This window comes from Shewanella pealeana ATCC 700345, assembly GCF_000018285.1.
Classification (GTDB): domain Bacteria; phylum Pseudomonadota; class Gammaproteobacteria; order Enterobacterales; family Shewanellaceae; genus Shewanella; species Shewanella pealeana.
On record NC_009901.1, the window covers coordinates 3681001 to 3707313 of the forward strand.

Sequence of the window (26313 nt, forward strand, 5' to 3'; positions counted from 1 at the left end):
CCATTTATTGAGAACATATTCGCAATAAAACTTAATCAGTATTAGATACAAAACGCGCAATAGAGTCTTTCTACTGCGCGTATTTTTATGGCTTTCGCGGATTAATTGAAAGAGTAACTAAATAGAAAACTGCATCGACGAATTAAAGCAAGCAATAGGTTCCATGTCGGTATAGGGCTCATTAGCCCAACACTCAAGCCTAAATTTTTCATATACCTCTCGAAATGGCGTATAGACAAGCGTCGACTCATCAAGCATGATTTTCGAAAAATCTTCAGACTTAATTACTATATAAATAGACTCGTATTCAGGGGACGATTCGAAGAAAACACTGTCCCAATAGTAACCCTTCTGTTCCATCTCACTCATAGGAAATTGGATATTTTCACGCATATAGCAAATCAAAACGTCTAGCTTTTCTCTTGAGCCAAGCTTGAGATTTATCTTCAATAACTTAGATTCCATTCATTCCTCATTAATAACACTGGAATTTCCTTTATGAGGCAAAACTTTACCCATAAAAAAGTGAACATTCTAGTAGTAGATATGTTCACTTTGATTAAGCAATATTACTCGGTATTGACGCTATTTCTTAGCTTTGTCTTTCGAGCGACCGTAGCTACTTTTTCCCGATGCTGCGCTGCGATAATTACTCTTTCCTACCGCATTTTTAGCTGGGCGGTTTTTATCTTCATACTTACGTTTGTTGTGGCCTTTCTCTTTTACAGGCTTTACCACCACATCACGATAACGAGCCGGTAGAGGCGCGCCCTCTTCATAGCCAGGCATAGTAATCCGTGGCAGAGTCTGCGCTATCAGCACTTCAATTTCTTGCATCATCTCACGGTCTTGTGGTGACACAAATGAAATTGCACGACCAGCAAGACCCGCACGGCCAGTTCGACCAACACGGTGAACATAGTCCTCGGCGGCAAATGGTAATTCAAGGTTAATCACCAAAGGCAGGGCTTCAATATCTAGGCCACGAGCAGCAACATCGGTTGCCACCATGACACGAAGCTTACCAGATTTGAACTCCTCTAATGCACGGTTTCTCGCGCCTTGAGTTTTCTCGCCATGGAAAACGGCGTTTTTCACACCATCGAGTTTTAGCTCTGCATGCAGATGCTCAGCACTCTCTCGGGTACTAACAAATACCAACACTTGCTGCCAATTATTACGGCCGATGAGTTCTGATAGCAGTTCAGCTTTTCTGCGAGTATCTACCAAGTAAATTTCTTGGGTAATAAGGCTAGCTGTGGCAGAGGTTGCAACATTAATCCACTCTGGCGCAATTAACATTTTTTCCGCAAGCGTTTTAACTGCGTCACTGTAGGTCGCAGAGAAAAATAGTGTTTGATGAGCCGGGGCCACCAACTTCTTCACTTTTTCGATATCACGTACAAAACCTAAGTCCAGCATGCGATCCGCTTCATCCACCACTAAGTGTGTCACGTTCGACAAATCCAAACCAAATTGACCAATATGATCGAACAACCGACCAGGGGTCGCGACTAATATATCGACTCCGGCTTGCAACGCCTTGCGCTGTGGGTTCATGTTCGAACCACCGTAAACGGCTGTCGTCTTAAACGGTAAGAACTGCGCATAGGCAGTGATATTATCGGCAACTTGAATTGCCAGCTCACGCGTAGGAGTAAGGACTAGCACCTTAACACTTGACTGATGCGTAAGCTCAGCTTCGCTATCTGTGAACAGGCTATATTCCTTAATCAAAGTATTAAGTAGCGGCAGAGCAAAAGCCGCTGTTTTACCTGTACCCGTTTGGGCGCAAGCCATAATATCTTTACCTTCCATGGCTACGGGTAATACCTGCGATTGAACTTGGGTCAACTGCTGGTAACCGCGGGCAGAAACTGCATCTAATATTTTGGGATGTAAATCGAATGCATCAAAATTCATGGTCGGCTCAATAGGATTAATATAAAGAATGGAAGGAATAAAAGTGAGCGCGGAGTCTAGCAAAATCCCGCGCCAGATTATATAGCCAAACGAAGTCTATCTAACTGATTCTAAGTTTACTCAATTTAAGCGGGACTATATCGTTTTTAAGTTAACAATTCTTGAATGAAAATACTCTCCTCAGCAGTGCCCTCAGTCTTAGTCACTTCAGAGTAATCTTAAACGACGCGGTATAACCGCGCAGAATATTTACTCAGCTTAAATCTGTTTTTCTCTACTGACTCTTTCCTACAGATGCATTTTCTTCAGAGCTATACTCTACGGAAATTCTTTTCTACTGAACTATCATCTACAGAAACGCTTTCTACTGAGCTATCATCTACAGAATCGATGTCTACTGAACTCTTTTCTACAGAAATGTTTTCTACAGAAACGTTTTCTACAGCGCTGTCATCTGCGCGGCAGTTTTCGTTCTGAGTATTTACAGGTACAAGAAAGGCCTGCTCAAACTTTTCAACGGGTACAGGTCTTGAGAATAGATAGCCTTGACCAAAGTCACAACCTGCATTGGCTAAGATTTTGCGTTGATAATCGGTCTCGACACCTTCGGCAATAACTTTCATCCCCAGCTTATGCGCCATCACAATAATCGCTTCACATAAGGTGAAATCATCACTGTTACTGTCTAAATTTCGCGTGAAAGACTGATCTATTTTTAAAAAATCTATATCAAACTTCTTAAGATATGCCAGTGAAGAATAGCCTGTTCCAAAGTCATCGAGGGAGATCTGGATCCCTGAATCACGATATTGGGTCAGTTTAGATGAGATCGCACTATTGCCATCGAGTAACAAGCCCTCTGTGATCTCGATACAGATATTATTATTAGTTAAGTTCAGCGTCTTTAACAGATTCACCCAAGAATTTATGCTCTCACCTTCATCCCTAAACTGAACCGGGGATTTGTTAATACTGATCTGCACCTCAATGCCAAAACGATCGCGCCACAAAGCACTCTGACGGGCGGCTTGCTGGAAAACCCAATTGCCAATTTCAATAATAAGACCTGTCTCTTCGGCGACCGCAATAAACTCTATTGGCGACACGAGACCGCGTTTAGGGTGACGCCAACGGATCAAGGCCTCGGCCTTAAGCCCCAGCCCCCCCTGCAAACTGACGATGGGTTGGTAATAGAGCTCAAATTCATGGTCGGCAATGGCTGAACGAAGGTCTTGAATCAGACGCATTCTATATTTGGCGTATCGCTGCATCGATGGAGTAAAGTAATGAAAGCGGTTTCGCCCTTCGTCTTTTGCGGCATACATGGCTTGGTCAGCGTGCTTTAATAATCCCTCAATGGTTGAGGCATCATCTGGGTAGAGAGTAATACCAATGCTGGCACTAATATAGGCGGTCTCTTCCCCTAAGTTATAGGGCTCAGCAATGCGAGTTAAAATGTGTTTCGCCACTTTATCGACACCTTTAATATCAGTAACGCCAGATAAAACAATCGTAAACTCATCCCCCCCTAACCTTGCCACCACGTCAGAATCTCGAATACAGGCCTTTAGACGCTTAGCTGCTTCCGATAGCAACATGTCTCCCATATCGTGCCCGAGTGTGTCATTAACTTCTTTAAAGTAATCTAGGTCTAAAAACATCAATGCAAAGTGCTGCTCGCGGCTATCTGATTTTAAGATCTCCGCATTAAGATAGTCGAGCAACATACGCCGATTTGGTAGGCCTGTTAATGTGTCATAATTAGCCTGCTTCCAGATAATCTTTTCGGCTTGCTTCTTTTCTGTGATGTCTGAGAAAAGAGCTACGTGGCGCTGAGTCTGCGCTTCGGCATCAAATAAGGCATTCAAGGTTAGCCATACCACAAACTCTTCACCATTTTTACGCCTTAGCCAAACCTCTCCCTGCCAGCGCCCCTCCTCTTCAACCGCCATGTGCATCTGCTCATAGGCACTACGGTTATTACGGCTGCACTGTAATATCTTGATGTTTTGATTTTTAACTTCCGACTCTGTGTAACCGGTAATATCAGTAAATGCGGCATTAATATTAATAATCAAGCCTTTATCATCCTGCACACTCATAGCTTCACGGCTGTTGTTATAAACAGATGCTGCAAGCTTTAATGATTCTTCAACCCGCTTTCTATCTGTGATATCTGTGTGTATACCGCACATTCTTAAGGGACAACCACTTTCATCGCGGCTCATTACTTTTCCAGAGTCTAAGATCCATAATGTTTCACTCGCTAAAGTACGAATACGGTATTCGACTTTATGCTGTTCCGTTTCACCACTTAGATGCGCCTTTATCGACCTCAGTACTCTGACTCGGTCTTCAGGATGAATCGAGTCGCCCCACAGTTTCTGCTGGCGATTTAGAGTGTCGATATCACAGCCAAGTAAGGCTGCACAGTGCTCATTTCGCTCGATAATGTCGTTACGAATATCCCAATCCCAAAAGCCTAACTCACTGCTGCCAAGCACTAAGCCCAATTGCTCTTGACTGGCAAGCTTCTCTTTTTCGGCTTCCTTCTGTGAGGTGCGGTTTAAAAAACCAGTAATAATCAATTCGACTCTGGATTGCACTCTTTGACAAGCCACTGTCATATGGGTATAGACAATCGTCTCATCTTTAGCAATAAGACAGAGATCAAGCTCAAACTCGTTAATCCTTCCATCGAGCATCCTTAAAAGGTGATGCTTATAGAGTTGAAAATCATCAGCAGACATAAGGTCAAGCCAAGACAAACTGAGTAACTCTTGCTCGGTATACTTGAGCATCTGGCACAAACTGGGGTTAACCTTAATCCATTCATGGGCTATATCGGTAATTGCTATTCCCATATTTCCGCTGTGGAAATGCGACTTAAACAGCAAGTGGTCCTGCAACTTTATTTTTTGATCCCGCTCTATCTCTATACGCCTAGATAGCAATATGCCGAGCAAAACGGTGGTGATGGGAAAGATGGCCAGAAGGGGAACGGTGATCTGTTTCAGTAGATTTATGGCGATTTCGGTGGGCATGGTTAAGCCCCAGAGTAAGGCTACGCTATGGGTCATCAGCCCAAAGGCAAATAACTCACTGATACGGATATCACCGATATCACCTTTGCGGTACTTCCCCCAGAGATATCCCATTAGGCCTGATGACACTATAGTGCCAATACCAGACCATACCGCTATGCCCCCTTCACTTAGCCGATATAAACAACTTAAGATTACGGCTACTAAAGTGGGCACGCCTCCGAAGAAAAGACCGCAGACACTTAAAATAACGGTTCTTGAATCGATAAATACACCGTTACTGTGTTGCCAAGGCATTAACATGACGGAGATAGTAATAATCGCAACGAGAACACCGATGCCCACACGCCATAGTAGATCCAGAGAGCGCTTATGGTTGCGTGGAAAGGCGTCGTACACGAGAACTATCGCGAGCAATAATGCGGCATTTTGTATAAGAGAGAGAATTAAGCCTTGATCCATAAGAAGCTATTCATCCTTGGAAATTCATTTAAAAGTCCGTGTTTTTTGTTATCCATTAACCTATCTAGAAAACGATTATTTAAACCTGACTGGTTATCGCTTGAGCCGACGACTCTCTTAGCTATCTATAGGAGGCTTCAGAAAGTGCAATCTATTGTCAGTATACGAAAATATCAGAAATTAGCGTTATTTTTAGACGACTACCTTTACAAAGATAAACACTAAAGAACTAAAGTTCAAAGGTCTGAGACGAATTTTTACTCTAAATAAAACTAGGAGTGTAAAAAGGGAAGATAAAACTAGGTCTTAATCAGCCTCTAACAAGTTAAAGGCTGTGTCTAATCGAGGCTTAGCTAATACAGCTATTGGCCTGAAAAAATAAGCTTAACATGAGCCCCTCATCAGCCTAACTCAATTAGCGACCTGTCAGCTGTAAACAATTAGCTAGCTTGATGAGTGACTAAGGTCGGCTTTAGTAAGTTGTCATGCACTGGACAACGATGGCAAACCGTATCAAGGAACTCATTCTTTTGCTGATCAAATAAGGGCTCTTGATTCATTGTCGCATCCATATCCACTGTAATGTCGATATGCTTAAAGCCTACGGGATCATCTGTCGCTTTTCCAAGTAGTCCAGCCGTATTTAATTGTGCCTTAATCGATAAATCAAAATGGTTAAGTGTAATGTTCTGCTCTCTAGCAACCATTCTAGCTATGGTAGAAATGCATCCTGCTAGAGAGAAAATAAATGTCTCTAATGGGTTAGCACCTTCGTTACCTGCTGTAGGCTGATCTATCACAAGTTGGTGATCTCTCACTTGGGCCGTAATTTTCCAACCTTCACCCATGTGAGTGTTAACTTCAACGCTCTTCTCTGGCATTTTAATATAGCTCCATTAGTTTTATTTCAATGAGATTATTCTAATGAAGTTTTAAAGTAAAACTCAAGCGCAACTCACAGTTTATTGTATTTATACCCAAACAACTTCAAGATGCAGGATTCAGCATGTCGAGAAGTGACAGAGTTCAAGGCATGAAATTGTAGGACTAGTTATTCTAATTCAATATTTCATAACACAGAACAATGTTGCTTCTCGCCGTGCCCTACGGGAGTTCCCGTAGAATACCTGCACGGCGTTAGTGATATCGATAAGGGAATAACCATTATCCTCAATCACTGCCTTGTTCAGCTATCCTACGGGAGCTCTGAAACGAGCATCTTGAGGTAGCTTGGGTATATCAGTTAGTCGTTTACAGATTATTTACTGTGATAGACTGATAACCCAATACCCTACACTGACAAAAATAAAGCTAAATCACTATGTCGCAAACTCATACCATGCAAGCTAATACTTCTGATACCAAGTCCGTGCAATACAGTAAGACCTACAGTTTTCCCGTGCAGATTTATTATGAAGATACTGATTTTTCAGGTGTGGTTTACCACCCAAACTTTCTAAAATACTTTGAACGCGCCCGTGAACACGTCATTGGAGCAAACGACTTAGCCAGCTTATGGGATGAACATGACTTAGGCTTCGCGGTATATCGCAGCGACATGCTATGTCACGACGGTGTGGAGTTTGCCGATATTATCGATATTAGAACCAAGTTCTATTTTGAGAGTAAGTACCGTACGGTTTGGTTGCAGGAGATCTGGCGCCCTAATGGAAAAAAACCCGCCGTAACCGCGCAGGTTGAGATGATCTGCATGAATAAGAAACGTCAACTGAGCCCTATGCCAGCGCAGTTAATTGCTCGCTTAGGTGAAGCTTTTTCTGAAGCTGTTATTTTTTAAGATCTTTTCCAATTAGGCTTTGATAAAAGCGTTACCAATACTGATGAAAAAGGTAAGTCTCAAATTGCTAGATTATCGACATAACCGACTTACCTTTTCTCTTATTCTGGTCTTAGCCTGCCTGACTTATTTTCAACCAGCGGGCTCCCAGCTCTTTCGCTGTTAAGGGCTTAGAGAAGATATCACCTTGAATTTTATCCACGCCCATATCGAGCAATAACTGTAACACATCCTCAGTTTCCACCCCTTCGACTGTCACCTTAAAGCCAAGACCTTTCGCCAATCGAATACTGGTATCCATTATGTGTCGAGCCCTAGCATCGACTTCAAGATCTTCTAAGAAGGCTTTATCAATCTTAACCTCATCGACAGGCAAATATTTAAGGTAAGCCAAAGAAGAATGACCAGTCCCAAAATCATCGATAGCGACATCGACTCCGAGGCAGCGCAATCGCTTAATCGTTTCAACCGCCCCCTCAAGATCTTGCATCAACTTACTTTCGGTGATCTCTATCGAGATGGCACTCGCCTTTAATTGGTATTGCTCAAGCCTAGCTTCTATGCCAGCAATCAAAGAGGCGTTACGCAGATCTTGAGTCGATAGATTTACCGCCACCTGAAGCTTAATATCACTTTTGCGCCATACTGCTTGCTGTACAAATACTTGATCTAAGGCCCATTGGCTGACGATATCGATCATGCCAGAATATTCGGCTAAGGGGATAAATTCAGCAGGAGATATATTGCCTAATAAAGGATGCTGCCATCGCATTAAGGCCTCTACTTGCTCACAGCCCCCTTTGGGGAGGCTTTGTTTTGGCTGATACACCATATAAAGCTCGCCATCACGCAGTGCCTTAGCAAGGCTATTAATAATCGACACTTCTCTAAGCTGCGCCGCATCATCACCCAACAGATATTCAGATAGTGCCACATCATGAGTCTTAGCTTTTTTTAGCGCCAAGTCGAGTCGTCGCAGCATGGTGCTAATATCACTGTGAAAAGGCTTTAGTGCCAAGTGCCCCATCTGCACTCTGGTGGTTATGATACTGCCGAAAATGTCATAGGGTAGTTGTAACTTATCGATGATCTGCTGCAGTTGTAGCTCCGTCATTTCGCTAGTGAAATAGATGAGAAATTCATCTTCATTCATCCTAGCAATTAACGAACCTTCCGCGGCTAGACTTTTCACCCGCACCGCCATCTGCTTAAGTAGCTCGTCGCCAAAGTTAAAGCCAAACAGATCGTTTACGTATCGAAATCGATAAATATCGAGTAATACCAAGCTACCATTATTTAATGGCATTAAATCGGCCATTTTACGCTTCATGCTCAAACGGTTATCGAGTTCAGTGAGCTTATCTCGTTCTGATTGCTTGCTTTGGGTATAGAGTGTACTGAATAGATCTTTTAAGCTGGAGAGTTTGGCCGTTAATGACCCGTTACTGGAAGGGAGCTTAATCCCCTTCAAGTCAAGAAACTCAAATAACTGTTTGAGCTGATGACGCAGTCTGAGCTGCCACAAGAGTGCGCATACTAACAAAACCAGTAGCAACAAACATACAATGGAAATAATCCAAAAACTGCCCATCAATGAGTACTTTTACCGTTATAAAATCTCAATTTATTCTGTTATAAACTATAGTGCCTGCTAGTCCTTACGCCAGCAAACACTATCGTTTAAGTTTCATAGCATCGCTATTCAAACATCTAAATTATTCGTAACTTGCCTTGATAGATTGATAAGCCTCTTGGAATGCATCACTCGCTAATTCTTCAGCCGATACAGGTAAACCACGCTCGATAAAGGCTGTCATCCTTTGTTCTAAATCGTCTCCCGCCCTTAACTCTCCGGTATAGAAAGCCGCCGCGCGAATAAAGTCTAGGTAACTCACTTGTTCCGAGGTATAGGTTAGATCTGCCCAACGTTCTACCACTTGCATCACATCTGGCGAAAACTCCCAGCTCTTTAACACGGCGCGCCCTAATGGGCCTTGTAACTTCTTAACTAAAGCACGTAATAGATCTATGCTATCAAAGAGTTCAGGCTGAGCTTCAGCTTCTGTCAACACTGGCAAGGCACCGATATTATGCACCAGGCCAGCAAGCGTCATAGTGTCAAAGTTAAGCTTACTCTCTGGGAGCTTCTTATTATAAATCTGTAGCATGGCACAAGCGGCAGAGGTCACGTCGATAGATGCACTCCATACCTCATCCATTACCTCCCAAACCATTTGGTTGGTAGAGATAAACAGCTGCTCCATCGCAATAGAAGTCACAATGGATTTAATCTGAGTCAAGCCAATACGGTTTATGGCCGCATTGACGTTATCAGCAGGGATCCCCCGACTGTACATGGCGCTATTCGCGATACGGATGACCCTAGCTGAAATAGCCGCATCTTGACCAATAATACTAGCAACATCTTTTAGGCTGGCATCTTCTTGACCCACCACCTCCTGCACCCGCATCGCAACCTCTGGCAATGTAGGTAAAACTAAGGCGTCGGACTTTAATTTTTTTAACAAACCAACTAATACTTGATGCTCTGTAGACATCTCAACTCCCTTATAACTCGTATTAATTTGCAGCAAATCGAGTATAACAGTTGAACGCTTTGAGGTACGTGCAAAATGCTATTTATGGGTCAATACTTAATCAAGCGTCGAGATTAGGGTTAAATCACTTAAAAAACGATAAGCAGATCACAATATTTTATTATAAAAGACTCAGATCTACCCGAGTCCACTTATTATATTCGGCTGACTTTCTTGCATTAGCACAGCCGCATTCAGTAAAATGCGCGGCCGATTGTCGAATCCTTATCCGTTAACAGAGAAGCTATTATGTTTAAACCTGAGCTATTGTCCCCTGCTGGCACATTGAAAAATATGCGTTACGCCTTTGCCTATGGCGCCGATGCTGTTTATGCCGGCCAGCCAAGATATAGTCTTCGCGTACGTAATAACGACTTTAAAATGGAAAACCTTGCTGCGGGAATCAAAGAAGCCCACAGCCTGAATAAGAAGTTGTATGTGGTTAGCAACATTGCACCGCACAACGCCAAGCTGAAGACTTATATCAAAGATATGGAGCCTGTGGTTGCTATGCAACCTGACGCGTTAATCATGTCAGATCCTGGTCTTATCATGATGGTACGTGAAGCGTTTCCTGACCAAGTGGTGCACCTATCAGTTCAAGCAAACGCAATTAACTGGGCGTCGGTTAAGTTTTGGGAATCTCAAGGCATCAAGCGTGTCATTCTTTCTCGTGAACTATCACTAGATGAAATCGAAGAAATTCGTCAACGCTGCCCAGATATCGAACTAGAAGTCTTTGTTCATGGTGCGTTATGTATGGCGTACTCAGGCCGTTGTCTATTGTCTGGTTACATCAACAAACGTGACCCTAACCAAGGTACTTGCACTAACGCATGTCGCTGGAAGTACGATGTCCATGAAGCGCAGCAAAATGAATCAGGTGATATAGTTCCGGTTAACCCTGCTGTACAAATTGAAACGCCTACATTAGGTGCGGGGCAGCCATCTGATCAAATCGTACTGCTTCAAGAAGCGGGTCGTCCAGGCGAGTATATGCCTGCGTTTGAAGATGAGCATGGTACTTACATCATGAACTCAAAAGACTTACGTGCGATTCAACACGTAGAGCGCTTAACTAAGATGGGTGTAGACTCACTGAAGATCGAAGGCCGCACTAAGTCGTTCTACTATGTAGCACGTACGGCTCAACTTTATCGCCAAGCGATTGAAGATGCTGCTGCGGGTAAAGATTTCGATCGTACCTTGATGCATAACCTAGAGGGTCTTGCACACAGAGGTTACACCGAAGGCTTCCTACGTCGTCACGTGCATGATGAATACCAAAACTACGATTATGGTTATTCAATCAGCGATACTCAGCAGTTTGTCGGTGAGTTCACAGGCGTTCGCAATGAAGCAGGTTTTGCAGAAGTTGACGTGAAGAACAAGTTCCTTGTTGGCGACAGTGTTGAAGTTATGACCCCACAAGGTAACCTAACCATAAAAGTTGATAGCCTAGTTAACCGTAAAGGTGAAAGTGTTGAGGCGGGTCTAGGTTCGGGGCACTTTGTATTCCTAGACGTACCAGCAGGTGTCGAGCTAGATAAAGCCGTGTTACTACGTAACTTGCCACAAGGCCAAGATACCCGTAACCCGCATCAGCCAACAGCGTAATCTTTAGCGCTGAACTTGATGAAAGGCCTCAATTTTGAGGCCTTTTTTGTTTTCAGCCCTAAACCACCTACTTCAGTAGGTGGGTTCATTACATTAACCGTTAATTAAAAACTCACCCTGGCTCTTAAGCCAATAACCCAAGTATCATCCTCAGTTGAAATCGCTGGATTGTCGATATACTGAATATTAGGGGTTAACTGCACAAATTCCCCCAAACTCATGTTGTAATACACCTCAGAAGTAAATTGCTTGTCGTCAGTAACGCCATAGGCCTTGCCTAAATTCTCATTGACTTCACTGAAGTTAATCGCAAAGCCTAAGTTATTTTTCTCACCGCCTAAACCAAAATAGCCAAGCCCCATTGTTAACGAATTATCGTACAGTGCGACATCGCCCTGTGATATACCGCCTCTAACAAACGGCATTAATTGAGGCGTAACAAAGAAGCTAGCAGAAAAGTTTATCCCTTGGCCACTTTCACTTGGCTGAGTGAGATTATGTTGAGTGCCGCCGTCCATATGCCACAGAGTCACATGGACATTATCGGTATAGATATGTTCCTGTGACGCAGTCCAACCTAATTCAAATGTGGTAAACAGCTTATGGTCATTAAACAAAGTCTCAAAGCCGTCACTTGGTTTATCTGAGCGCCCTTTCGCGTCGGCTGCGCCGGCAATAATATAAAAGTTGTCATCGAGCATATGGCCAACAGCCAAACCTAAAACCCCGTCATCGGGTAAACCTATTGCGCCCGCGCCGGTACTAAATGCCAAATTGGTAAACCCTGTCCACGGGCTCGCTAACGCGTAGGTATCAACATAATCTGATGTATCTAAGTAGCCCGCCATTAATGCGGTTTTTCCTTGATTGAATTGCTGCTTCCAATAAAGGTTGGTGAGTCGCCCACCTTGGTCGCTATATGCAGGCCCTATCATGCCGATATAGCCAAGTCCCGGCTCAATAAATGAATAGGCTTTTGGAGCGGTATCGGTATAAGCATGTCGATGCTCAACTTTCCACACCAGACCACCGACATTGCCGCTCTCTAACCCAGTTAAGTTCCAAGAGCCATAAAATCGAACCACACCCGCCGCAGAATTATCATCACCACCTGCGGTAGGTGAACTTGCCGACAACCCAAGCACTTGATAATCCAGTCCCAAAGTCAGGTTATGCTCACTGGCTAGCTTTTCTCGCCAAGACTCTTTCTTACGGGTGTTATCTTTAATAGTGTTATCGACAGTATTTGGGCTACCAAAGCTGGTACTGGCATAACTATCAATGCTAAAAAGACTGCCAACACAAGCAAGACTCCCCCCTAATAAAATGGTTAAACGTAGCTTATTCATACTGATTATCCTTGTTTACCTTTCATTCCCTTTGCATAAATCAATTAGTGAGCGTGCCCTTTATGATCTAGGCTATCTTGCAGTTCTAAGCCCGTGACAGGGTTAGATATCGCATCACCATAGTATTTATCAATCGTTAGTGCTTCCATGGCGTAACCCATAGTGACATTCATTTTGCCATCAACCAGCTGCACCAGCTCAGTTTGCTTATCTGCGTTAATAGTGCCGCTAACGGTTACTGGGAATTGCACATTTTCAACCTCGAATCCTGACGGATATCGGAGCTTAATGATTTGATTCGCCGCTGGTGGCGGCATATGAATACAGGCTCCGGCATAGGGTAAAAATAAAAACTCTGTCGCTTTGACGCCGTTAAACTTTGTCGGCACGACAAAGCCTGACATGCTGACCTGCTTACCATTAACCTCAGTATTTAAACTCTCGGCTTTGCGCTGGGCAAGCGACATATAGCGCGCCCTTGCATCTAGGGCTGCATCTACATCGATTCCCTGTTGAGTCAATGATTCGCGGGCGGCTTTAACTTTGGCGCTAGCCGCGCTGTCAGGACTGTTTTGATATTGAATAACGCTTGCTAGCAATCTTTTTTGAGCTTCGGTCACATTAGGCAAACTGACCTCTTGCTCATTGATAGATGGGGCTAGTACTTGCCAATCTAGCTTTTGTAAATCTAGCGCCTCAGAGTTTGCTTGAACAGCAAATGATAGTGTCGAGGTTAACAACAAAATTTTCTTCATAACTCTCATTAAAAGCTCTCTCTGCAAAGTTTATCTCTAAAAAGCAACTCTAAAAACTAGTTCTAAAAGTTAGCTCTAAAAGTTAGCTCTAAGAGTTAGTGCTTTAAAAAAGGCAAGCAACGCTGCTTGCCTTAGGTACTAAGTATACCCAAGCCACCTCAAGATGCTCGTTTCAGAGCTCCCGTAGGATGGCTGAACAAGGCAGTGATTGAGGATAATGGTTATTCCCTTGTCGATATCACTAACGCAGTGCAGGTATTCTACGGGAGCTCCCGTAGGGCACGGCGAGAAGCAACATTTTTCTGTGTTATGAAATATTGAATTAGAATAACTAGTCCTACAATTTCATGCCTTGAACTCTGTCACTTCTCGACATGCTGAATCCTGCATCTTGAAGTTGTTTGGGTATAAAAAGCTATTACAGGGTATTTTTATAGATCACGCCGTCTTTCATGATGATCTTCATGGTCTCGATGCCATCACGCTTTGGTGCATCGAACCACTTTTCATTGGCGCCAATCACGCTCAAGTCTTCTAATGGGTTACCATCAACCAATAACAGATCCGCATAAGCGCCCTCTTCGACAACTCCAAGTTTGCCCTCAAAGTAAGGATCCAGTACTTCACCCGCCAGCTTAACGATTTCACCGTTAACCGATGTCATCGAAATCAAGGTGTAATGGTTACCAAAGAACTTCCCGCTCAGGTAGATAGAATGGTCGGCTTGCTGCTCACACGCCGCAACGCCACCAACACAGTCCACATGGAAGCCTAGCTTAGGCTTATACTTGTTCACATTATCAATATAATTGCCAAATGCTGCCTGAGCAGTTTTGGCTTTACGCGCAGAAGCAGGGTTTGAATTAATGGCTTCTATTTCGCCTAAATAAGGTGAAAACGCCGTCATATTGGTGGTCATATAGGCGTCGTTTTTCTTCATTGCCTTATAAACATCTTTATCAAACATAAAAGCATGCTCTAAGGTTTTCACCCCGGCTTCTAAGTTTCGCAGCAGTGATACCTTACTGTAGGCATGTGACATGGCGTAGGAGCCATAGGCATCTGCCACTTCAACTGCCGCCTGTAACTCTTCAAGCGAGTAAGCATTGAGCTGCCATGGGTCAAACGATGACGCCACGCCGCCGCTAGACATCAACTTAATCTGTGTTGCCCCTTGCATATAGTTCTGGCGAGCACAGGCTTTAATGTCGCCGATACTGTCTGCGGTGCAGCTCATACCGAGTCGACCGCCTGAGGAGTTATGTCCATAGAAAGTTTCGTTAGGGGTGTTGAAATTACGAAAGTCGGCATGAGAGCCTGTCGGGCCAATAAATGCACCGGACGGATAAATACGCGGACCGATAAGTTCGCCGCTATCGATGGTTTTCTTAAGGCCAGCGCCCATCCCCCCCGCGTCACGCCATGTGGTAAAGCCTGACAGCAACGCCGAGTTTGCTCTGGCTGCAGAGCGTGCAGCCAACTCTTCCCAGTTGCGATTATTTTCAATATCCGGCAAAGAGGTGCCATTCATTTGCAAGTGACCGTGACCTTCAATCAGTCCCGGCATTAATGTCATACCTTTACCGTCGATAACCTTGGCACCTTGCGCTGAAATCGCTTCGCTAGACACCTTGCTGATCTTATTATCCACCACTAACACTTGATAGTTTTCTAGCAACTCATCTTTCTTACCATCAAACACATTGACGTTAGTAAACAAGATTGACTCAGCACTAACAGAAAAAGCTAATGAGCAAGACACAGCAACAACAGACATCTTCAACGTTCGGTATTTCATTCGTGCACCTCTAGTTATCCATGCTTGGTGAGTTTTCACCTCGCGTAACATTCCATACTTAAAAAAGCGTTACAAAATCAGCGACAACAAACACACTATTTGCCACTAACACTTCGTAAGCTAGGTTAAATTTTGAACCAAATCAAGGCTAGGTAATAGCCATTTGATGACAGCTAATGACAGAATGGTAAATGAATTGTTTGATATCTGGTGCGTATTAGTCGAATTGGCGACGGTACGCTGTAGGCGTCATCTGCATTTGACGTTTAAACGCGCGGGTAAAATGTGCAGCGTCGGAGTAGCCCATTCTAATCGCGATGGAGGTGATCTTTAATGAAGGGCATTTTAATAAGTCCAAGGTTTGCTCCAGCACCATCTCCTCAATAATAGCGCCGTATTGAACACTTTCTTTCGCTAATCGGCGCTGTAAGGTTCTCACGTTCAATTGCAGAATTTGCGCCGCCATCTTGATAGGCAGCTTGCCCATAGACAAATAGGGCTGAATCGCCAACTTGAAGGTGCCTAAAAAGCAATCGCGTGATGGTATTGCTGCGATAGGATCTTTAGTGGAAATATAGGGGTGGCTAACAGGCGCCGTCATTAAGCTTTCTTCAATAGAGAAAGCCGTCACAGGTCTATTGGTAAAAAACTGACTCCGTGTTAGTTGCGGCAAAGTAGAAAACACGGCCTCATCAGCAGATTGGATCCCCACTTGCTTTGGTCGCCATTTATTAGAAGTGAGAGCAGATAAGAGTTCGCAGGTAAAAATAACGGAAAACAGTTCTGCATGGGTAAACCATGCCTCATCCACGCCCTCTTTTTCTCTCACCAACCACCAACTTCCTCCCGAGAACTGGGTATAAACATTAGTATGGGTAATGTTGGACTTTAGCTGCTTGGCAAACTCGTCTAATGCCTCTCTTAAAGACCCGCTCTGTGTCAGACGCCGGATAAACTCCGGAATATAGATATTCTTGCAGGCACTACTAATTAGTTGAATAAACTCTTGATGTTCTAATCTTTCTCCCAAGGCTTGGATCAGGTTTTTCACCGTATTTTCAGGTAAGTAATCATAATTACTTTCACTTGAATACAGATCAATCGGTACCTTTGCTTGCTGTAAGATCGGATAAATACTGCCTTCTAGCCCCCTCAGCAAGCTGGCAAAAAAGACCACATCTTGGCGCTGAATAAGCGCAATTGCGCCATTATTAGAATCCGACGGCATAGTTTCTTCCTAAGTGACAGTTACTGCCTAAGTGATATTTTTATTTATAAATCAATATAGAAAGCCTGTCTATATAACCAGCGGCGCCGCTCTTCATCCTGATAAGATCCAAACCGCAACGTAAAGCATACTAGCCGCATGATAATAGTCGGTCTTCGCCACGCGACGAGCCTAGTTTGCGCCCCTTTGTATGGTATAATTGTTAGGTATCACTTTTTAGACTGCTCCGCATAGGCGGGGTTTTAGTAAATTTAATAGGCACGCTAATTCAATGGCATTATTAATCGACGACAGCTGTATCAACTGCGACATGTGTGAACCCGAGTGTCCTAACCAGGCCATTACTATGGGGGAAGAGATCTATGAAATTGACCCTGTACTTTGCACCGAATGCGTCGGCCATTACGACAAACCTACATGTATTTCTGTGTGCCCTATCGACTGTATCGCGGTCGACCCTGACCATAAAGAGTCAGATGATGAGCTATTAATTAAATACCACATCATTACAGGTAAGCCGGTTGAATAAGCTTTCTTAGCGATAACAAATGGAGCCAATCGGCTCCATTTTTGTTTTTAACATCTGTCACTCAAAAAACACTCATCGACTAATGACTTCGTTATCGTGACAGCGTAAAATCTCGCCTCCTAAAGTGCTAGCCTAGCTTAGCGCTCGTTTATAAAGATATTAACTGCCCATGTATTCTGCTCAGCACTGTTTTACCCCTTTTAAATCAGCTATCGATAGTTACGAGCTGCCACAGCGTTTTACCTTTCCGTTTTACTATGAGCCGCACCCGCTGTGTTTATTGGCTGCCTCAGAGCTACAAGAATACTTAACCACTCAAACTGACTGGCAGCATAACTTTGGCTTAGAGAATGATTCAAACAAGGATGCTGACACGGCTAAAACTGCGGCCATAGGTAAAATGTTTGGTGTACTTATCGTGCGAAACCCAAGCGGACAGCTTGGGTATTTAGCGGCGTTTTCTGGCAAGTTAGCCGAGCAAAACCTACTCAATGGTTTTGTGCCCCCCGTGTTCGATATGTTAGCTGAGGAAAGCTTCTTTCATGGCGGCATGCAGGCGCTTAACCAGCTCACAGAGCAACTAGAAAGTGCCCAGAATAATCCTGATATTGCTAGGCTGACTGCCGAGTTAGCTCAATTACGCAGCCAAGCAGAAAGTGAATTAGAGGCTATTCGTGCGCAAATCATTGAAAATCGCAAAGCGCGTAAACTTCGCCGCGCGAGTACTGAAAAGCTGCAAGACACAGACAAGCTAGCCGAGCTTAATGTGCAATTAGGTAAAGAAAGTGTCGCCGAGAAATTCCATCTCAAAGCCACTAAACAAACTTGGGACACTCGATGCGATGAAGTTGCCACACAGCTTAACGCGCTAAAGGCTGAAATCTCGGCCATCAAAGCGACCCGCGCCCAACAATCTAATGGTCTACAAAAACAGATCTTTGCCCAGTATCAGTTTTTAAATCAGGCTGATGAGCTAAAAGATCTCAACCAGATTTTTAAAGATAGCCCTACACAACAACCACCAGCCGGAGCCGGCGAGTGCGCTGCGCCTAAACTACTGCAATTTGCTTTTAGTCATGGTTTAACACCTATTGCTATGGCGGAGTTTTGGTGGGGGTTATCACCAAAGTCTGAAATCAAGCAACATAAAAACTTTTACGGTTCATGCCAGGGTAAATGCCAACCTATTTTAAGCCATATGCTTGCTGGGATTGAGATGGATGAAAATCCATTGCTGACTAACCCTGCCGAAGGTAAATCGCTTGAGATTATCTATCAAGACGAGGTCATGGCAGTGGTTAACAAACCCGCCGAATTTCTGTCCGTACCCGGAAAAAATGTCACCGACTCTGTATATGCTCGCATGAAGGCGCAATTTCCACAGGCAACAGGTCCGCTTATCGTTCATAGGCTGGATATGTCGACCTCAGGTTTAATGGTTATTGCACTGACTCGTGATGCCAACAAGTCTTTGGCGCAGCAGTTTATTGCCCGCACGGTAGAGAAGCGTTACCTGGCGCAGGTACCTGGTGTTGTGCTGGGTGAAAAAGGTGAGATCTGTTTGCCACTACGGGGCGATATTGATGACAGACCGAGACAATTGGTCTGTTATGAGCACGGCAAGCATGCGCTAACTCATTGGCAGGTCAAGTCCCGCAGCAACGACGCCACTATGTTGTATTTGTATCCTCACACCGGACGCACCCATCAACTTCGAGTGCATTGTGCTCATCATGAAGGCTTACATCTGCCAATTATTGGCGATGACCTTTATGGCAAGAAAGCAAACCGCTTACATCTACATGCTCAGCGCTTAGTGCTAAATCACCCTGTTAGCAGAGAAAGATTAACTTTTGAGGTTGATGTCGATTTTAATCAAGAAGACTAATTCAAGAAATAAAGTTCAAGAGATTAAGCTCAAGGGATTAAGTTTAAGAGGCTGAATGTAATATACATTTAAAAGATTAGGCCAAAAAAGTAAGTCATGCATAACCGACAAGTGATGCATGACTCATTGAGCAAAAATTATCGATTAGACAAGCGCTGGCTCTGCTTTTGCTTGTAACGCCTGCAGCGCCTGCGCCAACTTTTCAATTGCCACTCGAATGGCAGCAGGCATGGCATCAAACTCGACGCTTAACAGCAAGTTTTTCACCTCGAGCCCTAACTCGGTATCGCCTTCAATACAAAGTTTACGCTGGAAAAACAAGGTATCAGGATCTTCTTTTGCCGCGGCAATCAGTAGCAAGTCTTTTGATTGTGCCGTAAAGGTGACTTCGGCCTCTTGCAGCTGACGAACTTGCCAAGTGTCGGTGTAAGTCACTTCAAATGTCAGGCCTAAATCTTCAATTTTAATCGCCACCCAGCGGCCATCTAGAAAGTCTAATTCTTCATCAGCAGCTTGCTCTGCTAGCAATAAACCTAAGATCCGCTTTAGTAACTCAGCTTTTAGCGTAAATGGCACGATAGCTAATGGACCCGCAATCACTTTGGGCCCGATTTCGAGCACTTTATGAGCTAACTTGTGAGGAAAGAAACCTTGCATGTAAATATGTATCCAAAATGAGGCAAAGAAGGGAATATTACCTAGATTTTATGATCACAAACCTGTTTTACATCAAAAATATGATCTTCATTCCCTTTTAAACTCCTGTTTCAATATTTTTGGAGCATCCATATGGAATTACTGTGCCCCGCGGGAAATCTCGCATCCCTAAAAACCGCCCTTAATGCAGGTGCTGATGCGGTCTACCTCGGTCTGAAGGACGATACCAATGCACGGTCGTTTGCAGGTTTAAATTTTACCCCTAAGAAACTTCAGCAAGCCGCCGAATATACAAAGAAGTGTGGCAAGAAGATATTTTTGACCATCAATACATTTCCTAAACCCGGTGAAGAAAGCCGCTGGTATCAAGCAATTGATCTTGCTGCAGATACAGGCGTTGACGCATTAATCATGGCGGACTTATCTTTACTCGATTACGCCCACAGTAAATACCCGCACCTGCCCTTACACCTTTCGGTACAAGCAAGCGCCACTAACTTAGGTGCACTTAAGCTTTATAAGGAAGAATTTAATATCGAGCGTGCCGTGCTGCCACGGGTTTTATCGATGAAGCAAGTGCGCGACTTGGCCAAGGTCACTCCAGTAGATTTAGAAGTTTTTGCTTTCGGCAGCTTATGTATTATGGCTGAAGGCCGCTGCCACTTATCTTCTTATGTGACGGGGCAATCCCCCAACACTGGCGGCTCCTGCTCTCCAGCAAAGCATGTTCGTTGGCAGGAAGTGGGAAGCGATCGTTTAACCCTACTAAATGATGTACTAATCGACAAGTCAGGCTTAGATGAGCAGATGGGTTACCCTGTGGTATGTAAAGGCCGTTACACCACGACTGAAAATAATACGCCAAGCCATATTCTTGAGTCACCTACAAGCCTTAACACCCTAAGCTTGCTGCCTGAACTTGCCAAAGCCAACGTGGTGTCGCTAAAGATTGAAGGCCGTCAACGTAGTCCTGCCTATGTAGAGCAAGTCACCAAAGTATGGCGCGCTGCTATCGATAGCTACATGTCTGCCCCCGAGAAATACCAGACACAGCGGGAGTGGGATCTTGCACTAGCAAAAGTCTCCGAAGGGCAAACTACCACACTTGGCGCATACGAGCGCAACTGGCAATAGTCATAGGCTAAAAAGGACAAATAATGAAAATCTCACTTGGCCCATTGCAGTATTGCTGGGAAAAACAAAAAGTTAATACTTTTTACGACCAAGTCGCCCAAAGCGATATCCCTTTAATCTATTTGGGTGAGACAGTGTGTAGCCGTCGTCGCCAGCTTAAGTTTGCAGATTACTTTGCACTGGCACAGATGCTAAAGGAGTCTGGTAAACAAGTGGTACTTTCCACTCTCGCTCTATTAGAAGCACCATCGGAATACAATGAACTGAAAAAGCATGTCGATAATGGCGAGTTTATGATTGAAGCCAACGATATGGGCGCCGTGCAGGCGGCAAAAGAGCGCAAGCTACCTTTTGTCTGCGGTCCAACAGTGAACAACTACAACTTTGCGACATTGAAGAAACTGCAGCAATGGGGTATGCAGCGATTTGTTATGCCGATTGAGTTATCAAAAGATTGGCTGACTCATGTTATCGAGGCTGAAAAGCCAACACCTTTTGAAGTTGAGGTCTTTGGTCATGGTTATCTGCCACTCGCTCACTCGGCGCGTTGCTTTACCGCCAGACAGCAAGGCTTACAGAAGGATGATTGCCAAATAGTCTGCTTGTCACACCCTAAGGGCTTACTGGCACAGACGATGGACGACCAGCCTTTACTGAGATTAAATGGCATTCAAACCCAATCGGCCAGTTTAATCGATCTGTCCAGTGAAGTTGACCAGATGAAATTGATGGGAGTCGACTATTTCAGGGTGTCACCAACTAGTCTACAGAGTATTGAAATCGCTGAGCAGATCTTATTGCAACCAACAAGTGACAAAAGCTTAGCTTGTAACGGCTATTGGCATCAAAGCGCCGGCTTTAGCCAAGTGGTTTCCAACTAAACAGATAACTTCTTTACCTAATCACTCATTCAATACCCAAGCCCGCTTATCAAAAATAAGTGGGCTTTTTATTCGTTGATATTCATCATGGCGCTAATGGCAAAGTTATGCCTAATAGCCCCAACTATATGACAAGCGGGTCACTTTCTATAAAGGCTAACGGGTAATATCCGAAGTTTTAGCGGCTGCGCTCAATTGAGTTCAAATCCAAAACAATATCTCGGAAAGAACAAAACTTAGCCACTATGCTTATCGTAAGTTATCCCTATTAGGCAAAAATAACCATAAGCCAGTTCTTAGCTTAAATAACCACCTGATTATTACACTACAGCAAAAGTAATTTACATTTAAGACTGATTATCATGAAAATGAAATCAATTATAATTTTTCACACTAACGACGGTGGTAAGCCGTACTTCTAAATTCACTTACAGTAGGAATAAAAGATGACAGCAAAAACAATCAAATCAAAAGCCGCAGTTGCTTGGGCCGTTGGCGAGCCACTAACGATGGAAATCGTTGATGTTATGCCACCTCAAAAGGGCGAAGTGCGTATTAAGATGATTGCAACAGGTGTATGTCACACAGACGCATTCACCCTTTCCGGTGACGATCCTGAAGGGATCTTCCCATGTATTCTTGGTCATGAAGGTGGCGGTATCGTCGAATCTATTGGCGAAGGTGTTACGAGCGTTAAAGTGGGCGATCACGTGATCCCTCTTTATACTCCAGAATGTGGTGAGTGTAAGTACTGTAAGTCTGGTAAGACAAACCTTTGCCAGCAAATCCGTGAAACTCAAGGTAAAGGCTTAATGCCTGATGGCACCACTCGCTTTTCAAAAGATGGCGTAGATATTTTCCATTACATGGGCACCTCGACTTTCTCTGAATACACAGTATTACCTGAGATTTCACTCGCGAAAGTGAATCCTGATGCACCACTTGAAGAAGTATGTCTACTAGGTTGTGGTGTAACAACGGGTATGGGCGCGGTAATGAACACCGCCAAAGTAGAAGAAGGCTCAACTGTTGCAGTATTTGGCATGGGCGGTATTGGCTTGTCAGCCATTATCGGTGCAGTGATGGCTAAAGCGTCACGTATTATTGCTATCGACATTAATGAAAGCAAGTTTGAGCTAGCTCGTAAGCTTGGCGCAACAGACTGCATCAACCCAAAAGACTACGATAAGCCTATTCAAGAAGTGATCATTGAGCTCACTGACGGTGGTGTTGATTACTCATTTGAGTGTATCGGTAACGTTCATGTAATGCGTAGTGCACTTGAGTGCTGCCATAAAGGCTGGGGCGAGTCGGTTGTTATCGGTGTTGCTGGTGCAGGCCAAGAGATCTCAACTCGTCCATTCCAACTTGTGACCGGTCGAGTATGGAAAGGTAGTGCATTTGGTGGCGTTAAAGGCCGCTCTGAACTGCCAGAATATGTAGAGCGTTACATGGCGGGCGAATTCAAGTTAGATGACTTCATCACTCATACTATGGGGCTTGAGCAAGTAAACGACGCGTTTGACCTAATGCACGAAGGTAAGAGTATCCGTACTGTGCTTCACTTTGACAAATAGGTAATCGACTAAACAATAGGCGCTCTCGGGCGCTTATTGTTTTCAATACCTATCGGCATAAATTCGCCATAAAAAAGCTCGATATTTCCCCTAAATCGATAGAGAAATATGCGTAACTGACTAATTAGCTTTTTCGCCAGAGCTAGAGTCTAATTGACTATTTTTTATCACTAAGCAGGTCCAGAACAGAAATGTGCTTAGGCTGCCCCATTGAATAATGGCTGGCCACCATATTTCAGCTCTTGTCGATTCGGCCAACATTTCATTGTAAAAAGCGCTGTTACCTTGAGTAAAGCCCAGCTCTAGCAAAGGCAGCAATAGAAAAGAGGTCATCAACAGAAAAGCCGCTGCTGCACTAATAAGAGTCAGGACTGAGCGATGTGACTGTTTTGCCAGCAGCTGGTACAAGCCATAGAATATTAGGCTGCTACAACTAAAGATAAAAAAGTACTTAATCGCAATCACATGTAGATGGTAAACATTGATAGGAAATAACCCCGTCGCAGCGAGAGCGAAATAACTCAGGCCTAAACTTGCATAAAATAGGTAACCCCAAGTAGAGGTATGCAGCTGTAGACTAAGCAAGCAAAAAAGCACCACACAAAGTCCACCAAAAAATAGCCCGCCATTAACAATCACCGCGTAATAAGAGTGACCATAACTTCCCAGTTCACTTAAGGTATTGCTAAAAAAATTAAAGCTTTCACCATCAAAGCGCTCAAACATTAGTAAGGATAAAACCAGCCCTAGCACCTGCCCAAAAATACCAAGCATGCCGAACCTGAATGCTAACGTTGAAACTTTACTGTATTTCTTAACGAGCATAGTTCCCTATTAAATCTTTTTATTAACGTTTATTAATGTATATCGAATCGCTTGGCGGTAAAGAGGCATAGCTCAGAGTTTTAATAAACAGTGACGCCCCAAACATGTTACCTACTTGTTACTTTTATAATCTGCACGCTAGAAATTCAAGTCTATGACTAAAAATAATCTAAAAAACATCACTAAAAAAGAGATTAACTCCAAAAGCTTAACCAAATACAGTCAACAAAATTACTCACGATGAACTGGCTTGAAAAAGCCTTTACCACAATGTAAACAACTGTATTAATGTTATATTATATGAGCTTGTGTTAATGCGTTGCGAGCAAATCGCAATACTTTGCTGTCACACGGAATAATAATAATGACAAACAACCAAGCAAACTTAAGCAATCAAGAAGTTAAGTTAATCCCTAGCGATCAACTCATCTCCACCACGGATAGGCGTGGCGTGATCACCTACGTTAACCAAAGGTTTATTGAAGTATCAGGTTTCGAGCAAGCAGAACTGATTGGACATAATCACAATATAGTACGTCATCCAGATATGCCCAAGGCCGCATTTGAAGAGATGTGGGGCAAACTAAAACTAGGGCTTTCTTGGCGCGGAGTGGTCAAGAATCGTTGTAAAGACGGCAAGTACTATTGGGTCGATGCCTTCGTCTCGCCCCTGTTTGAAAGAGGTGAGCTCATCGGGTATCAATCAGTCCGCATGGCTGCAAGCCCTCAACTCACCGATAAAGCCTCTAAAGTCTACCAGCGCCTAAATCAGGGTAAACGTGTTGATGATCCCATCAGCTTAGCCAATAAAAGATTGTTGTCAGCAATTTGTGTCTGCACTGGGCTATTGATTGCTGGTGCGATATGGGGATGGACAGTCATCATTGCTGGCATCATTCTAATGGGGATCAATCTTGCCATCTTTTACGATGAAGCTTTTCGAGTGCCTGAAAAACTGATGAGAATGAAGCAAAAATATGACTCGGTCAGTCGCTTTATCTATTGTGGGCGCGATACCTCTTCTCTATTAGATTTCCAGTTAATGATGAAAGACGCCAAGCTACAAGGGGTACTTGGACGCTCCCAAGATAATGCCGAGCATATTGAAGATATTGCCAACCAACTGATTGCCGCTACAGAGCAAACCCATACTGGCTTAAACATTGAAAAACAACAGATAGAGCAGATGGCCAGTGCCACCGAAGAGATGGGAACCACCATCAGCGAAGTCGCTAGAAACACCCAATCCACCTCAGACAGCATTCAACATAGCTATCAGTTTTGCCAAGAGAGTCGTGAGAAAATGCAGCAAAATGCCGCAGGTATTCATCAGCTGTCAGATTCTGTTGCCGAAGCCGCAGCTAACGCACTCTTACTGAATAAAGAGGCCGAGCGAGTCGCCAGCGCGATGTCAGAAATCGATTCAATTGCCGAGCAAACCAACTTGCTCGCACTCAATGCAGCTATCGAAGCCGCTCGAGCTGGAGAGCAAGGACGAGGGTTTGCGGTTGTCGCCGATGAAGTAAGAGCACTATCGAGCCGTACTCAGCAATCAACCACTAGCATTTCTGAGAGTGTTGATAAAATGTTTAGCATGCTCACGCTCTGGTCTAAGCAGATGAATCACAGTAAATCCCAAGCATTATTATGCAGCAAAGATGCCGAAATCTCCGTACAAAAGGTGGATACCATCTATCAATCGATGAAGAATATTCAACAATTAGCCATCCAAAATGCGGTTGCGGCAGAACAACAAACCTTAGTTGTGGCCGAGATAAACCAAAATATCAGTCAAATTAGCCAAGCATCGAGTGAGAATCTATGCGCCGTGAACTCGGTTGAGGCCTCAGTGAAGCAGTTAATAATTAATGCAGAGAAAGCAAAATCTTTGAGGAAAACATTTAGTTAATTCCTCTTTTAAAGTCCTTTTGGTCGTTACGCAGTCTGCGTGGCGACCAAAACCAACACCAAGCACGCAACAGCAACCCAACATTTATAAACATCTGTTTTAAAAAAGATTTAACCAAAAAAAGTTTTGTGCTTTTTCGTCAACTTCCGATACAATATAAATAATCACATTGAGCTAATAACTATTCGATGGTAGTGAAATCCACTACAGAATAACTGAATCGTTTTACTTAGATGTTTTAAGGCGATAATTTCGCCGACTAACAGTTGAATGGATATTCAATAATATTTCTGTTTATGCATAGACGTCTATTTATCGTCATATTAAGCAAAAACTCGTTAT

At 43.7% G+C, this 26313-nt stretch carries 20 protein-coding genes; 8 read left to right on the forward strand and 12 right to left on the reverse strand.

The genetic code is table 11. The features are described from left to right. Positions 1-117: 117 nt before the first annotated feature. The 4 genes from SPEA_RS15840 to SPEA_RS15855 form a co-directional block, all read right to left on the reverse strand. Complete coding sequence (locus SPEA_RS15840; RefSeq protein ID WP_012156225.1) at positions 118-465, reverse strand: DUF6176 family protein; 348 nt, start codon at positions 463-465, stop codon at positions 118-120. Positions 466-585: 120 nt separating this feature from the next. Beyond that, a complete protein-coding gene (locus tag SPEA_RS15845; protein ID WP_012156226.1) occupies positions 586-1923 on the reverse strand; it encodes a DEAD/DEAH box helicase in 1338 nt (445 codons plus the stop codon). Between the two features lie 311 nt (positions 1924-2234). Beyond that, positions 2235-5429, reverse strand: a complete 3195-nt coding sequence (locus SPEA_RS15850) for an EAL domain-containing protein (RefSeq protein WP_012156227.1) — start codon at positions 5427-5429, stop codon at positions 2235-2237. 440 nt (positions 5430-5869) lie between these two features. Beyond that, positions 5870-6310: an OsmC family protein gene (locus SPEA_RS15855; RefSeq protein WP_012156228.1), complete on the reverse strand. Its 441-nt coding sequence runs from the start codon at positions 6308-6310 to the stop codon at positions 5870-5872. Positions 6311-6750: 440 nt separating this feature from the next. Here SPEA_RS15855 and SPEA_RS15860 point away from each other — a divergent pair, with 440 nt between their 5' ends. Next, positions 6751-7227 (forward strand): thioesterase family protein, encoded by a 477-nt coding sequence (locus SPEA_RS15860; protein ID WP_012156229.1) that lies wholly within the window; start codon positions 6751-6753, stop codon positions 7225-7227. 112 nt (positions 7228-7339) lie between these two features. Here SPEA_RS15860 and SPEA_RS15865 read toward each other — a convergent pair whose 3' ends face one another. Together SPEA_RS15865 and SPEA_RS15870 are read right to left on the reverse strand one after the other, a co-directional pair. Continuing rightward, positions 7340-8818, reverse strand: coding sequence for a putative bifunctional diguanylate cyclase/phosphodiesterase (locus SPEA_RS15865; protein WP_012156230.1), 1479 nt, complete (start codon positions 8816-8818; stop codon positions 7340-7342). 124 nt (positions 8819-8942) lie between these two features. Continuing rightward, positions 8943-9785: an HDOD domain-containing protein gene (locus SPEA_RS15870; protein ID WP_012156231.1), complete on the reverse strand. Its 843-nt coding sequence runs from the start codon at positions 9783-9785 to the stop codon at positions 8943-8945. A gap of 288 nt (positions 9786-10073) precedes the next feature. On the opposite strand from SPEA_RS15870, the gene trhP reads away from it, so the two are divergent. Continuing rightward, on the forward strand, positions 10074-11441 hold the full coding sequence (trhP, locus tag SPEA_RS15875) for a prephenate-dependent tRNA uridine(34) hydroxylase TrhP (protein WP_012156232.1): 1368 nt from the start codon (positions 10074-10076) through the stop codon (positions 11439-11441). 104 nt (positions 11442-11545) lie between these two features. On the opposite strand, the gene SPEA_RS15880 is transcribed toward trhP, so the two are convergent. From SPEA_RS15880 to SPEA_RS15895, 4 genes are all read right to left on the reverse strand, one after another. Next, positions 11546-12790, reverse strand: coding sequence for a carbohydrate porin (locus SPEA_RS15880; protein WP_012156233.1), 1245 nt, complete (start codon positions 12788-12790; stop codon positions 11546-11548). A 44-nt stretch (positions 12791-12834) separates the two neighbouring features. Further along, positions 12835-13545, reverse strand: a complete 711-nt coding sequence (locus SPEA_RS15885; protein ID WP_041411034.1) for a DUF3299 domain-containing protein — start codon at positions 13543-13545, stop codon at positions 12835-12837. 418 nt (positions 13546-13963) lie between these two features. Then, entirely contained in the window at positions 13964-15343 is a 1380-nt protein-coding gene (locus tag SPEA_RS15890; RefSeq protein ID WP_012156235.1) for a metal-dependent hydrolase family protein, read from the reverse strand. A 217-nt stretch (positions 15344-15560) separates the two neighbouring features. Further along, positions 15561-16571 (reverse strand): helix-turn-helix domain-containing protein, encoded by a 1011-nt coding sequence (locus SPEA_RS15895; RefSeq protein ID WP_012156236.1) that lies wholly within the window; start codon positions 16569-16571, stop codon positions 15561-15563. A gap of 271 nt (positions 16572-16842) precedes the next feature. Here SPEA_RS15895 and SPEA_RS15900 point away from each other — a divergent pair, with 271 nt between their 5' ends. Next, the gene (locus SPEA_RS15900) at positions 16843-17100 is read left to right on the forward strand and encodes a YfhL family 4Fe-4S dicluster ferredoxin (protein WP_012156237.1); all 258 of its coding nucleotides are present in this window, start codon (positions 16843-16845) and stop codon (positions 17098-17100) included. A 169-nt stretch (positions 17101-17269) separates the two neighbouring features. Beyond that, positions 17270-18988 (forward strand): RluA family pseudouridine synthase, encoded by a 1719-nt coding sequence (locus tag SPEA_RS15905; protein ID WP_012156238.1) that lies wholly within the window; start codon positions 17270-17272, stop codon positions 18986-18988. A 144-nt stretch (positions 18989-19132) separates the two neighbouring features. On the opposite strand, the gene ubiT is transcribed toward SPEA_RS15905, so the two are convergent. Next, positions 19133-19645: a ubiquinone anaerobic biosynthesis accessory factor UbiT gene (gene ubiT, locus SPEA_RS15910; protein WP_012156239.1), complete on the reverse strand. Its 513-nt coding sequence runs from the start codon at positions 19643-19645 to the stop codon at positions 19133-19135. A 132-nt stretch (positions 19646-19777) separates the two neighbouring features. Between ubiT and ubiU the strand changes: the two genes are divergently transcribed. The 3 genes from ubiU to SPEA_RS15925 all read left to right on the forward strand — a co-directional run bounded on the left by ubiU (position 19778) and on the right by SPEA_RS15925 (position 23237). Then, positions 19778-20779 (forward strand): ubiquinone anaerobic biosynthesis protein UbiU, encoded by a 1002-nt coding sequence (gene ubiU, locus SPEA_RS15915; RefSeq protein WP_012156240.1) that lies wholly within the window; start codon positions 19778-19780, stop codon positions 20777-20779. 23 nt (positions 20780-20802) lie between these two features. After that, on the forward strand, positions 20803-21660 hold the full coding sequence (locus tag SPEA_RS15920; RefSeq protein ID WP_012156241.1) for a U32 family peptidase: 858 nt from the start codon (positions 20803-20805) through the stop codon (positions 21658-21660). Between the two features lie 446 nt (positions 21661-22106). Further along, entirely contained in the window at positions 22107-23237 is a 1131-nt protein-coding gene (locus tag SPEA_RS15925) for an S-(hydroxymethyl)glutathione dehydrogenase/class III alcohol dehydrogenase (protein WP_012156242.1), read from the forward strand. A 120-nt stretch (positions 23238-23357) separates the two neighbouring features. On the opposite strand, the gene SPEA_RS15930 is transcribed toward SPEA_RS15925, so the two are convergent. Beyond that, a complete protein-coding gene (locus SPEA_RS15930) occupies positions 23358-24062 on the reverse strand; it encodes a DUF998 domain-containing protein (protein ID WP_012156243.1) in 705 nt (234 codons plus the stop codon). A gap of 364 nt (positions 24063-24426) precedes the next feature. Here SPEA_RS15930 and SPEA_RS15935 point away from each other — a divergent pair, with 364 nt between their 5' ends. After that, entirely contained in the window at positions 24427-25971 is a 1545-nt protein-coding gene (locus SPEA_RS15935) for a methyl-accepting chemotaxis protein (RefSeq protein ID WP_012156244.1), read from the forward strand. Positions 25972-26313: the final 342 nt, after the last annotated feature.